This is a genomic window from Bradyrhizobium sp. DOA9, assembly GCF_000617845.2.
GTDB lineage: Bacteria > Pseudomonadota > Alphaproteobacteria > Rhizobiales > Xanthobacteraceae > Bradyrhizobium.
On record NZ_DF820425.1, the window covers coordinates 6,707,554 to 6,720,370 of the forward strand.

Consider the following 12,817-nt stretch of genomic DNA (forward strand, 5'->3'; position numbering starts at 1 on the left):
CGGGATCGCCGAGGTCGTCCTCGTTCGGCACGGCATGCGTGACGGCATGCGTCGTCGACGACGCGGTGAGGCTGAGGTCGGCGCCGTTCAGGTCGACCGATGCATTGGCATCGATGACGGCCTCGACGTTGGTCGAGATGATGCTGATCGCCAGAGCGCCGGCCACGTTGGTGCCGCCGCCGCCCGCGCCCGCCGTCGCCGTGACGACGAAGCTGTCGCCGGCAGACATATTAGCCGTGAGATCGACCGAGTCGGCCGTGAGATCGGACGCGCCTTCGATGGCCGCGCGCGTCGTGGCGTCGACAATACCGAGCGCGACCGCAACGCCGACGCCCGTGCCACCGCTGCTGGTAGCCGAACCGTCTGCATTGAGGATGACCTCATCGGTGGAGCTTGCCGAGAGCGTGATCCCACCGGCGGAACTCAGGATCGAACTGTCGATATAGGCCTCGGTCGTCGGCCTGTAGTCCGACACCGCAACCGCGCCGGCAAACGAGATGTCGCCGCCGCTGGTGGTCGCCTTGTCCGTCGTAGTCCCGTCCTTGTTCGGATCGGCGAGGCGCTTTTCCGACTCATTGCCGCCGCCGTTGTCGCTGGCGCCGCCCGCGGTCGATATCGCGGTGGTGGTGACCGAGCTGGTCAACGCCGCACCGAGCGTGATGCTGTCGGGCGTGTCGCCGGGATCCGCCGTAATCAAAGACGCGCCCGCCACATAAGCCTGCGTGGTCGCATTGACCTCTGTCACCGCGACGCTCGCGCCGGCCATGCCGGGCGAACCGTCGGCCGTCGTGACCACGGTGAGATCGGTTTCTGCCGTCAGCGAGACGTCGCCGGAAACGGTAAGCACGCTCCCGCCCGTCACTTCGGTGATGGAGTCGCTGACCACCACGGTGACCGCGATTGCGGCGTCGCTCGAGGTATCGCTGTCGCTCGCGGCCGCTTCATCCTCCGCCGCGATCGTCACGGTTACATGGCTGCTCGCCTGCAAGCTCGCGGCGGACAGCGTCGTGTTGTCCATGGTGATCCGGGCCTCGGGCACGATCACCATGATCGACCCCGTGACCGGTCCGAGCGTGAGGCTCGTGGTCGTGACGTTTGCGGTCGCAGAAGCCGACAGAGTCACCGCGCCGGTCGCGATGATTTCGCCGTCCGTGAGGTCGATGACCGCCGTGGGAAGCGCGATAATGATGCCGTCGAGGTCGAAGTCCGTGAGATCGTCGGGCAAGCCCAGGAAGCCGTCGGGCACGCCGAGCACCCCGTCCTCCTCGGCAACGGCGGTCAGTGTGACCGTCCCGGCCTCGATCGAGCCGCTGACCGAAATTTCCTCGGCCTCTACCGTGAGGTTGCCGACCTTGACCGCGCCGGTGAAGATGACCTCGTCCGTCCCATCCTGGCCCAGAATGATGAAGTCGGCCGTCCCGAGATCGATATCCCCGATGGTCAGCTTGTCGCTGGAGACAAACGGAACTCCGGTGTCGTCGCCCATGCGAATTGTCAGGCTGTCGGACGACTTGGCGAAAGTGATCGATTCAAATGTCGCCGGCAGATCGCCAGTGCTTCCGATGGTTATCGAGTCGATGTCGCCGGTAAGCGTCGCCTCATCAGAAAAATCGGTGAGGTCGATGATTCGATTGGTAACGTTCAGATTGTCGGTGATCGGCTCGAGGCCGTCATAGGTCAGCACCTGGCCGTCGCGGGTGATCGTGCCCGCGTTTGCCGAATGCGCCACATAGGTGACGGAGCCGAACACGCCGCCGTCGAGCACCATGCTGTCGAAGCCGCCGGCGCCGCCATCGACGGTGCCGTCGAGACCGCCGACTGCCGACACAATAAAGGTGTCTTCATTGTCCGCCGCGCCCGACAATTGCTCGATGCCGGTGAACGTTGCGCCCGCGACCGAACCCGAGCCGTGCCCGGTCAGATGCCAGACGGTGTCGGCGGTCGGTCCGGCGAGCGTGTCCTCGCCGGTCGAGCCGGTCACCCGCACGCGCCCGAGCAGAGCGGCATCCGCGCCCTCCAACTGGATGCGGTCGCCGGCCGCGCCGGTCAGGATATCCAGCGTGTCGGTCGGCGCCGAAAAGAGGAATGACGCCACGCTTTCGCCGCCGATCGCGTCGAGTTGCGAGAGACCGTCGCCGGGATCCGCGGCGTCGGAGAGGCGCAGCGTGAGCGAAAGACCCGTCTCGTTGACGAGGAAGCGATTCGCGACCTGCGAGGCGTCCAGCACCGTCTCCACGTCGGAGATATCGACAGAGCTGTCTTCACCGGCGCGCGCAAGGCTGACGCTTTGGCTACCGTCGGCATTCACCCTGAACGACGAGCTGTCGAGCTGTCCGCCGATGATCTCAAGCCGGTCGAGGCCCAAGCCGCCTTCGAATTGGATATCAACAGGGAAGATAGAAGCAGACCCCAAATCGATGCGAAGGGCGTCATCCGCATCGGTACCGCGCACTTGAATTTCGGAGATCTGCTGGAGGCCGCGCTGATCGAGCAGCATGCCACTCAGCGTATCATGGACGTTGAACGTCTCGGTATCGGCGTCATAGCGCAGGGTAAGGTGGTTGCCGTCTGGTCCGTCCATATTCACGGCGAACGGCATCAGGTCGGCTGATAGCAGGTAGCGCGGCTCAAGCGCCTCGAGTCGTAGCCCCGAGAACCGTCCGCCGGTTATTTTGCTTAGCGCTCTAGCATCGCGTCGCGTTAGCGACGTCGAACTCTGGAAATAACTTCGTCGCCACGCTTTAATTTCTTTCGACGTCCTGCGAGCGAAAGCGGAGTGAAGCATGGCAGCCTCCACAGATCGAATTAAATAGAAGCGTATGATCTACGTCAGCGCCCCCGCCAACACACAGCGGGGTCACGCCATCCGAACGAAGAAAATAAACTAGTCTTAAGACGACAGCCCCTTTGGAAGCTGACCTCGATTGCCAATTCTTCCCGCAATCTTACGTAATCAATTTGACAGACGATTGACGGAGCATCAATCATTATTCGCGTGATCATCGAATTTTCTAGAAGGCCTGCAGAATCAGCGGCAAGTAGTTGGACAGAAGGAAAAAATTGATGCTGATGCAGATAGAAATGTCTGAATTTAAGTTGCAGACAATTCCCGGTTGTAAAACGACGATAGCTTTGATTGAACAAGGCCATCGGGGGGACTACGAACGTGCCAGACGACACGCATGAGTGCCGAAAGCACTGGATGAATCTGGATTCGGTGGCTGCGGGCTGGCTCCTGTGCCTCAGCGTCTGCGCTTCAACCGCCGCGTCAGCGGAGGTTTCAACTTTGGCCGGACGCGATTTCGACTGCCTGATGGAGGCGCGCGTGACGGTCAAGCTTGGCGCAGCGGTGACCGGGCTCGTCAAGAAAGTGCTGGTCGACCGAGGTGACATCGTCAAGGAGGGTCAAGTCGTTGCGGAAATGGAGTCGGATGTCCAGTCGGCAATTGTCGCGATCGCGCGCATCCGGGCGACGAACAATTTCCAGATGCTTGGACTTCAGAAGCGCGCCGAATTCCTGAACAGGAAGGTCGACCGACTGCAGAGCCTACGCAAGACAGAGGCAACGTCACAGGTGTCAGTCGACGAGGCTCAGACGGAAGCGTTCATCGCCGAGCACGGCGCAAAAGAGGCGCAGTTGAGTTGGAAGCAGGCGCAATCGGAGCTTGAGCGGGACGAAGCGGCCCTCAACTTGCGGATCATCAAGAGTCCCATCGACGGTGTCGTTACCGAGCGACTGATGTACTCCGGCGAATACCGTCATGACTCAAATGCGTTGATGACGATTGCACAGATCGATCGTCTGAACGTCGAAGCGTTTCTGCCGGTCTCATTTTATCGACAGATCAAAGTCGGCGCAGTTGCAGAAGTCCGCCCTGATGAACCAATCGGGGGTGTATACAAAGCGACTGTCGCGGTTATCGATAGCGTGCTGGATGCGGCAAGTGGCACCTTCCGCGTACGGCTGACGTTGCCGAACGCGGACTACCAGCTTCCCGCAGGCATTCGCTGTAAATTGAGGTTTCAGTAAGTCCCTATGCAGTCACGAGACGACATCAGCAGGAAGTGGACCGACATCTGAGCAGCCATCGGTTTCGCGCCATTCCGTAACGCCGGCTATCCTCACCAGATTCTTCTAATCTCCCGCTGCACAAGACGTGCACACGCCGCCCAATAACCGATTGAAAGACTTGAATTCTCGTTTCAATCCATCATTGGCTGTCGTGCCGTGGAGTGTGCTTTGGCTTTGGTATTTCGAAGACTGGTTGGCATGCGGGGAATGGAAGGGCGGAGCGCCCATCCTTCGGGACACGATCTAGGGCTCGGCCGCCGGCCAAGGCCTCGTTTTCGGATCAAACTGGAGGGCTTACATGAGCCACGACGACATGCCGACAACCTACCGAATCCTGTCCGTTGACGCGGGTGGTATCCGCGGCGTCTTCCCCTCCGCTTTCCTGGCGAAGCTCGAGGATCATCGTATTTCGACCTGATTGCAGGAACGTCCACCGGCGGGATCATCGCCGTCGGGCTCGGCTCGGCTTGTCGGCGATGGACATCCTTAAGCTCTACGAAGAACAGGGTCCCGCCATCTTCGGGCAGGAGCACGGCGCCATCTTGAGCTTCGCATTGCAGCGCCGGCGGGGGGCGTCACCTGTTCGCCTCGAAATACTCCTCCAAGCCGCTACACGACGCGCTCGTCGGAGTGCTCGGCGATCGGAGACTCGGCGAAGGCCGGACCCGACTGGTCGTGCCGGCATGGCACCCGATGCTCGAACGCGTCTACATCTACAAGACCACCCACCATCCGCGCCTTGAAACCGATTACAAGGTTTCAGCGGTCGACGCTGCGATGCAACTGCGCCAGCCCCGACCTTCCTGAGCCCACACACGACCGCGGATTCCATCGATCTCGTTGACGACGGTGTTTGGGCGAACAATCCGATCGGCGTCGCCTCGATCGAAGCAGATCGGGATGCTCGGCTGGCCGGCGGATCGGCTGAAGATCCTCAGCATAGGAACGATCAATGACGTAAAGGCGCCGCCGCGAGTTTGTCCCTTGTCCCTCGCTAAATAGTCCGAAGACCGACCGCACGCAGCAAGTCCGTGCTCTATCCAGCAGCCTGATGACCGTCGGGGACGCACTCAAACGACGCGGTGAGAAAATGCCGGCTATCTCGGACGGCTCTGACCCAGATATGACATTGAGTATGACATTGAGTATGACATATTGAGGAAGTAGTTCTGTCGCGCGACGTTCAAGTCGCCTTGGCTCCGCCGAGACGACTAGCGCAGATTACAATGCCGAGAGTGTACTCGCCGGCCAACCGCCAAAAACACCGTTTGAAAAACCATTCTAAAGCTCGGCCTTCTCAAACGGTTTCTCTCGTTAAGGTCTTGATTTATATGGTGGGCGCACCAGGGCTCGAACCTGGGACCCGCTGATTAAGAGACACGCTACGGACATTGATTTTACAAGAGAATTTTTCCAACTAAGCCAAGATCCGATCATTAGAGATCAATGGCTTACAGCGAAACATCCAACTGCAAGCGCGCGTCGGAATCGGCGCAGATCGATATCGGTGCGTCGGGGGTTCGAGTCACTGGAGGGCTACCGCCTTTGCCCACACCAGCCAAACCTACGATATCTTATTCAATCTTACGCACGCGGCAGGTAACTGTGAATAAGCGCCAAGGTCTGCCCCCCATCGGCAAACACGCGGGCGGCGATCAGAACCGTCGAGGGTACGAGTCTCCGGTCCGCTACGTCGCTACACGGATTGAGTACGCACCTATGCCTGCCTTCGACCAGTATCGCGCAGACCATTCAAGTCTCGGTGAAAGTGACCGCCGCGTTCTCGTCTTCGCTGAAGCTGACGCTGGTGCGACGAGGACTGCGGTTGACCATGAGCCGGACGACGTCACCGCGGGCGTAGTGCCCCGTGGGGTCGTAGGCCGCCTTGGCGATCGCAATCATCGACAAGTCTACGTCAGCATAAAGGATGCCTTCCTTGTCCTGCGGCAGATGCTCGCACATCGGCTGGCCATCGGGACCAAAAATCATCGAATAGCCTCCACCTGGCTTGGCTCCCTCCGCGTTCAGCAAATCCGCCCTTTCCGGAGTGTCGCAAAGCATCTCGAACATATCCTGACCGGTAATTGCCGTGGCATGCAGGACGAAGCAACCTCCCTCCAGCGCGTAGATCTGACTGGCGGCGAGATTCACCTCATGGCCCAAAGCGTAGGCTTTGCCGCGATACAGCGTGAAAGATGGCCACGACGCCACGTGAACTTGCTCGTTCATCGCGTACATCGCGTATTTCGAGAGCGGCTGAATGTGCTCGGCACAGCACAAGGCCCCGAGGCGTCCGACGCTGCTTTCGACGACGCGGAAATCAGACCCATCTCCTTCGCCGTATAGCGTACGTTCGACGTGGGTCGGCTTGAGCTTTCGGCGCTTGAAGATGATCTTTCCCGCATCGCTGATGAAAACCTGGCTTAGGTAGAGCGTTCCTCCGTCGATTTCGGAGAAGCCCATCACGACATTGATTTTCGCTTCGGCAGCGGCCGCACAAAGAGCGAGGATTTCGGGCCCATCAGCACGCAGCGAATTGGCGTGATAGCGGGGTACAAACTGCATTCCCCAAGCCGGCGTCCCAAGCCATAGCCACCAGGGATAGCCCGGAATCCAGACCTCCGGGAACGCCAGCAGCTTGGCCCCTGCTGCACCCGCCTCCGCCATGAAACCGATCGCCTTGGCCACGGAAGCTTGCGCATCCATGAAAACCGGCGCGGCCTGAACGACTGCGACTTTGAATTTTGTGTCCTGCATGCGAGTTCTCCGAACCAGGTTTCAGGTTGTGGGGAATGACGCGGATCGGTCCGGATCGGGCTCGGCCATGCGTCGGCGTATCCGGAACGGATCAAGGCGCCACTTTTCCGGAATGAGAGAAACTGCGCCGCCTGGGGCTGCCACCATGGTCAAGATCGCAAGCAGCCCGACCCCGATGAAGTACCAGGCGCCGTAGCCTGCAAAGGTCTCACGGAGCAGGAAATAGACGATCGTGCCGACGATCGGCCCCTCCAGCGTTCCGATGCCCCCGAGAACGGCAATGAAGATCGCCGCGGCGGTCCAGTTCAGCGAGAAAGAGGCATCCGGCGTGACCTGAAGCGTATTCATGTACGAGACCGCGCCGGCAAGCCCGGAGATGACGGCGCAGAGCACCCAAAGCGCGACCTTGGCGCGGGCCACCGGAACGCCGCTCGCCAACGCGGCGGGTTCGGAGTCACGCACGCTCATCAACGCAAGGCCCAGCGAGCCGCGCAGCACCTGCCGGCTAACGACCAGCGACCCGACACCGACGAACAGCGCCGCCCAATAGACCCCCGCATTGCGCATCCACCGATCGATGTCGCTCATCGCTTCCAGCGGCATGCCGCCTCCAGCGCCCAGCCATGGCGAATTCAAGGTCAGTATCCGCATCATCTCAGCGAGGACCCACGTGCCCACCGCGAAGTAAGCGCCGCTCAGACGGAACATCGGCCAAGCTGAAACGGCCGCGAAAACGGCCGCGAAGACGGCTGCGGCAGGCAACAGCAAAAACGGATTGACGTGCAGCTGGTTCGAGAGCGCGAAGAGTGAATATGCGCCTACGCCGACAAAGACGTGCAAGCCGATGGCGACCAGGCCGCCATAGCCTGCCAGCAGATTCCAGGCGAGCGCGACAGCGAAGAGCGTGAAGACTTCGACGAGCAGCCGCTGCACGGCAAACGTCGACAGCCAGGGAATCGAAACCGCGAGTGCAGCGACAAAGAGGAGACCAGCACTTAGGGACATCCGCGCCAACGTAGTCCTGGAATGCGCACTCGACACGGTGATCGCGCTCATGACGATGCCTTTCCAAACAAACCCTGGGGACGAGCGAGCAAGGCCACGAGGAATGCGAGATGACCGAAGAAGGGACCGAGACCGGAGGCGATCTTCGCGCCGAAAAGCTGCGCAACGCCGATCACGAGTCCGCCAAACAACGTGCCCCAGATATTACCCAGCCCTCCAAGCACGACTGCTTCGAACGAATAGAGAAGCCGCTCGGGTCCCGCCGTTGGCGAAAATGGCGTCCTGAGAGCGTAGAGCACGGCTGCCACGCCGATCATCGAAAAGATGACCCCGGTCACGATCCCGAACAGGCGGCGATCATTCACGCCGACCAGCCTTGCGGTACCGGGATCATCCGATACGGCGCGCGCCTGACGCCCGAAATGGGTGTGACCGACCAGCCAATGCGCCGCACCCATCAGTGCGATGCTCGCGAGCGCAGAGACAAGCGGAAGAACTCCAATGGAGACGCCGAGAACGTTGAACCCAAGACCGGCGAGTTCACCGGCCTGCAGGCTCCGCGTGTCGGCGGTGAAAATCTCCTGGAGGACGTTCTGCAAGACGATGGAGAGGCCGAACGTCAGAAGAAGCGGAGCCAAGGCATCCTTTCCGACGACACGATTGAACAGGATGATCTGCAGGATCCAACCGAGCGCGAACATCACCGGAATGACCACGAGCAACGCGGTAAAGGCACCGACGCCCGCTCCGCTCATGACGACACTGGTCAGATAGGCCCCGACCACGATCAGATCGCCGTGAGCGATGTTGATCATGCGCATGACCCCGACGCTCAGACTCAGGCCGAGCCCGAACAGTGCGTAGAGCGCTCCCAGCATCAACCCGTTCAACAACGTTTCCGCGGCGATCTGCATCATCAATCTCCGAAATACGCAGCCGATACGCGCGCGTAGTCGGCCGTCTTCGAGATGCCCTCGAGCACGACGTTTCCCTTCAACATGCAGTAGTACCTGGACGATTTGGAGAGCGCGCGACGCACGTTCTGCTCGACAAGGACCACCGCCATGCCTTCCCCGATAACGGTGCCGAGCAGCTCGTAGACCGTCTCGACCGCGACCGGCGAAAGGCCGAGCGATATCTCGTCACAGAGCAGGAAGTCGGGATTCGTGACGAGCGCCCGGCCGACCGCCACGAGTTGCTGCTGACCGCCCGAAAGCGCCGTGGCGGGACGAGCACGCAATTTCTGGTGAGCCGGCAGTTCCCTATAGAGACGGCCTGGCGTCCACGGACCTCGACGGCCGTTTTTCGCGGCGAGGAGCAGATTCTCCTCGACCGTCAGGCTCGGAAACAGCCGGCGACCTTCCGGCACCAGCGCAATTCCACGACTCAGCTGGTCTATCTCGGCGGAGCCGCCGACCGGCTCTCCGTCAAGCAGCACGCTCGGAGCGGCAACCGGGACAGAGCCGACGATGGCGCGAAGCAGCGTCGATTTTCCGGCGCCGTTCGCGCCGATCAGTGAAACAACCTCGCCGCGTTCGATTGAGAAGTTGATGCCGAACAGGGCCTGGAACATGCCGTAGTTGGCGTTGAGATGCTCAGTGCGCAGCATGGGACGCCTGCTCGTCGAGATCGGATCCGAGATACACGTCGCGAACTTCGCGGCTGCTCATGACCGCGCTGGGCGCCCCGTCTCCGAGCAATCTTCCCTCCGACAGCACGAGCAGGCGATCGGCGGACGAGACCAGCGCATGAACGAGATGTTCGATCCAGATCACGGTCACGCCGGCTCTATGGATCGCGGTCACAAGCTCGAGGAGCTCGCCGACTTCGGCGTCCGTCAACCCACCTGCGACTTCGTCGAGCAGCAGCAGCCGGGGTTCGGTCGCAAGCGCGCGAGACAGCTCGAGTCTCTTGCGCTGGAGCAATGTCAGCCGGCCGGCCGGCGTGTCACCGAGATGCTCGATGCCGCAGCGATGAAGCGCTTCCCGCGCCTTTTGCTCTGCCTGCCTGCCGTGCAGGGCGGCTCCGAAGGTCGCCGCCACCAGCGCGTTCTCGAACACGGTCATGCCCTGGAACGGCTGCGGGATCTGGAACGTCCTGCCGATGCCGGCGCGGCAACGCGTGTCGGCTCCGAGCTCGGTGACATCTTCTCCGTCAAACAAGACCGTTCCGGAATCGCACCGCAGGTTGCCGGAGATCAGGCCGAACAGAGTCGTCTTGCCCGCTCCATTCGGCCCGATGACGCCGACGAATTCGCCCGCCCGAACCTGAAGCGTCAGGCCGGGAATCACGACCATGTCGCGATAGCGCTTGCTGACGTCCCGCAGTTCAAGCAACGCCGTCATTGCCGTCAGCTCTTCAGGAGTTCTAGTTTGCGCTCGGCCTTGATCTCGGGCGCCGTGCTGTTGCTCGTGATGTAGAGGTGCGGCTTTCCGCCGTCCTCGACATGCCACTGCCCGCCAACCACGCGGATCTTCGAGACATTGGCGATTCCGCTTGCGCCGAAGTCGAGATTTCCGATCACCGTATCGGTCTTGAGCTTGCGGAGGCTCTCGACGACTTTGTTGGGCGATTTCGGATCGCCGCTTGTCTTCAAGGCTTGAACGCCGGCCTCGAACAAGGCATGCGCGACGCCGATTGGCTGCGTCCACTCCCGCTTCGTGGCCGCCTGGTAGGCGGCAGCAAGCTCGGTTGCGGTTTGCCCGGTCAGGCTCGAGCGGAACGGATAACTCGGCAACCACCAGATCTCGGTGGACATGCCTTCCGCGCGCGGTCCGAGAGCCGCCACACCGCCCGGGAAGAGCAAGGCTTTCGCGATGGTGCAAACCTTCGGCTTGAATCCCATCTGGGCAGATTGATTGAGGAAGGTCGCCCACTCAGGCGGATTGAACAGGCCGGTGACGATCTCGACACCTTCCTTTTTGAAGGCCTGGATGTGGGTCGAAAAATCGTCCGCTCCGACCGGGAAGCGCCCGATGTCGACGATCTTGTAGCCGGCCTTGGCGAAGGCGCCCGGCATGCCGAGCTTCAAATCACCCATCGCGTTGCCGGGAACGTCATTCGAAAAGACGGAGCCGACCACCTTGTTGGTGTTCGCGTCCTTCCAGATGTCGAGATAGACGGCGGCGATGTCCTCGATCCCCCAGAAGAAATGAAACACGTTCTTGAATCCCTTGGCCGGGTCGCCCTTCATCGGGAACATCCACGCCTGCCACGGGCCCATCGTCGAGATGCAGGGGACGCCATTGAGCTCACATTGCTGCGAGACGCCCGGGCCGATCGAGACCTGCGCGAGCATCAGGTCGATATTCTCCTTGTTGATCAGCTCGGCGGCGAGATTGGACTGACGGTCCGGGCTGCTCTGATCGTCGCGCGCGATGATCTCGACCTCATATTTCGACCCTCCCACCGACAATCCGCCGGCGAGCGACTTTCTGACCTGATCGAGAATGAAGTCGTCCGCCTCGGCAAACGGCGCGAACGGCCCGGTCTTCGGACTGATGTAACCGATGCGAATCTTCTTGTCGGCGGCAGCCCACGCGCGGCCAGTCGAGCCGAGCGTCGCCCCAGCCGTCAGGGCCGCGGCGACCTTGAGAAAGTCGCGTCGCGCGGGGTCGGCAATACCGGTCTCGGGGACACGATTGGGGTTAATCTTCGAAACCATGAATGCTCTCCGATGCAAAGATGCTGACCGAATTGACGGGCCCACATTGGTCAGCTTTGTCGAAGGCGGCTTGGTTCGAACGGAACAGAAACTTGTCTGAGACGGCTGGAGAAGGTCCCCGCGCCACGGGAAAGCAATCCGGGCCAACCCGGGAAATTGGCATATTTCGTGCTTGATCGGCTCCGAAATTGAGCAATAAACTTCACGCGGGCGGATGATCCTGTCTGTGATCGACGGCCGAAGGGGCACCCAAGAACCCCATCGCAATGGATCGAGGGGAATCAAGAGATGCTTCTGGAAGCCACAAAGGCTGCTGCGATGCAGCCGTGCTTCGCCTCGACGGCGAGCCTTCCGCCGCGAGAGCGCTTCGACTATTGGCACGACGTTGTGAGCCGCAATCTCGTCGACCTGGACTACCAGCTGGTCGGCGAAGCTCAGTTCGATGCGAGCTTCCACTCCACACCGATCAATGGTCTCGACCTGTGCCGCATCAAGGCTTCTCCCCATGTGGCCCAGCGAAGCAGTGAAGGCATCTCCCGCGCAGACCACTCGATGCTGGTCTTCAACTTCGTTCTCTCGGGCTCGTTGATTGCTGAGCAGGACGGGCGCACGGCCCATCTCAAGCTCGGCGACGGCGCGCTCTGTGACGCAACGCGACCGTACAAGCTTTCCTCGCACGAGGCCTTCGAGCTTGCCTCCATTCGGGTCCCCCGCGAGCAGTGCGTCGGCAGGATCCCGCACCTCAATCGTCTCTCGGCGTGCAATTTGGGCGAACGATCCGAGCTCGCACCAATGGTCTTTGGCTACTTGTCACATCTCGTCGATCGTGCGCCCCATCTCACGAGCCCTGCCGCCGGCCTCAAGATATCGCAGAACTTCAAGGACCTTCTGCTCGCCCTGCTGGCGGAATTAGCCGACTCGTGCGCCCCCTCGCTTACCGAGTATCGGAGCCTGGCGCTGATGAGGATCAAGGAGACGGTCGAGCGCAACGTTCACGATGCCGACCTGACACCGGCGACGATCGCAGCCGAACTCAAGCTATCGGCAAGATACATCAACCAGCTGCTCGAAGCCGAGGGGACCTCGTTGTCGCGGTACATATGGTCAAGGCGGCTTGATCGCTGCGCCGAACAGCTCAAGGACCCGGCGTTGCGCGCGCGCGGCGTGTCCCAGATCGCGATGGATAACGGGTTCAACGATCTCAGCCACTTCAGCAAGGCCTTCCGGATCAAGTTCGGAGTGGCGCCGCGCGACTATCGAAATGGTCTCGCGATGCAATCCTGATGTCGCCGCGCTGCCTCTCTGGCATCACTTTGAGC

General features: G+C 61.1%; 10 protein-coding genes and 1 pseudogene (1 of these 11 cut by a window edge). 3 read left to right on the plus strand and 8 right to left on the minus strand.

The annotated features are described in order from the left end of the window. A protein-coding gene (locus tag BDOA9_RS31570) for a hypothetical protein (RefSeq protein ID WP_244521552.1) crosses the window boundary here: on the minus strand, nt 1-2,236 show its 5' end (the start). The gene continues 26,693 nt to the left of window position 1, outside the view; only the first 2,236 of its 28,929 coding nucleotides appear in the window; it begins with the start codon at nt 2,234-2,236; its stop codon lies off the left edge, out of view. Between the two features lie 51 nt (nt 2,237-2,287). On the opposite strand from BDOA9_RS31570, the gene BDOA9_RS39580 reads away from it, so the two are divergent. Beyond that, nucleotides 2,288-2,611, plus strand: a complete 324-nt coding sequence (locus BDOA9_RS39580; protein ID WP_244521553.1) for a hypothetical protein — start codon at nt 2,288-2,290, stop codon at nt 2,609-2,611. Here the strand turns inward: BDOA9_RS39580 and BDOA9_RS40180 are convergent. Next, nucleotides 2,612-2,785, minus strand: a pseudogene (locus BDOA9_RS40180) (hypothetical protein); the annotation flags it as partial. Between the two features lie 351 nt (nt 2,786-3,136). Between BDOA9_RS40180 and BDOA9_RS31575 the strand changes: the two are divergent. Further along, entirely contained in the window at nt 3,137-4,030 is an 894-nt protein-coding gene (locus BDOA9_RS31575) for an efflux RND transporter periplasmic adaptor subunit (RefSeq protein ID WP_063174963.1), read from the plus strand. 1,794 nt (nt 4,031-5,824) lie between these two features. On the opposite strand, the gene BDOA9_RS31585 is transcribed toward BDOA9_RS31575, so the two are convergent. From BDOA9_RS31585 to BDOA9_RS31610, 6 genes are read right to left on the minus strand one after another with little or no spacing between them, the layout of a single operon-like run. Further along, complete coding sequence (locus BDOA9_RS31585) at nt 5,825-6,829, minus strand: nitrilase (protein WP_025037954.1); 1,005 nt, start codon at nt 6,827-6,829, stop codon at nt 5,825-5,827. Between the two features lie 21 nt (nt 6,830-6,850). After that, a complete protein-coding gene (locus BDOA9_RS31590; RefSeq protein WP_025037955.1) occupies nt 6,851-7,885 on the minus strand; it encodes a branched-chain amino acid ABC transporter permease in 1,035 nt (344 codons plus the stop codon). Further along, entirely contained in the window at nt 7,882-8,751 is an 870-nt protein-coding gene (locus BDOA9_RS31595) for a branched-chain amino acid ABC transporter permease (protein WP_244521554.1), read from the minus strand. The genes BDOA9_RS31590 and BDOA9_RS31595 overlap by 4 nt, the downstream gene beginning before the upstream one ends. Continuing rightward, a complete protein-coding gene (locus tag BDOA9_RS31600) occupies nt 8,751-9,443 on the minus strand; it encodes a branched-chain amino acid ABC transporter ATP-binding protein (RefSeq protein WP_025037957.1) in 693 nt (230 codons plus the stop codon). The genes BDOA9_RS31595 and BDOA9_RS31600 overlap by 1 nt, the downstream gene beginning before the upstream one ends. Beyond that, nucleotides 9,430-10,179 carry an ABC transporter ATP-binding protein gene (locus BDOA9_RS31605; RefSeq protein WP_025037958.1) on the minus strand — a complete coding sequence of 250 codons (750 nt, stop codon included), beginning with the start codon at nt 10,177-10,179 and terminating at the stop codon, nt 9,430-9,432. Before BDOA9_RS31605 ends, BDOA9_RS31600 begins: the two co-directional genes overlap by 14 nt. Before the next feature lie 5 nt (nt 10,180-10,184). Further along, the gene (locus tag BDOA9_RS31610) at nt 10,185-11,783 is read right to left on the minus strand and encodes an ABC transporter substrate-binding protein (protein WP_244521555.1); all 1,599 of its coding nucleotides are present in this window, start codon (nt 11,781-11,783) and stop codon (nt 10,185-10,187) included. 3 nt (nt 11,784-11,786) lie between these two features. Here BDOA9_RS31610 and BDOA9_RS31615 point away from each other — a divergent pair, with 3 nt between their 5' ends. Next, a complete protein-coding gene (locus BDOA9_RS31615; protein WP_025037960.1) occupies nt 11,787-12,782 on the plus strand; it encodes an AraC-like ligand-binding domain-containing protein in 996 nt (331 codons plus the stop codon). The last annotated feature ends 35 nt before the right edge of the window (nt 12,783-12,817 follow it).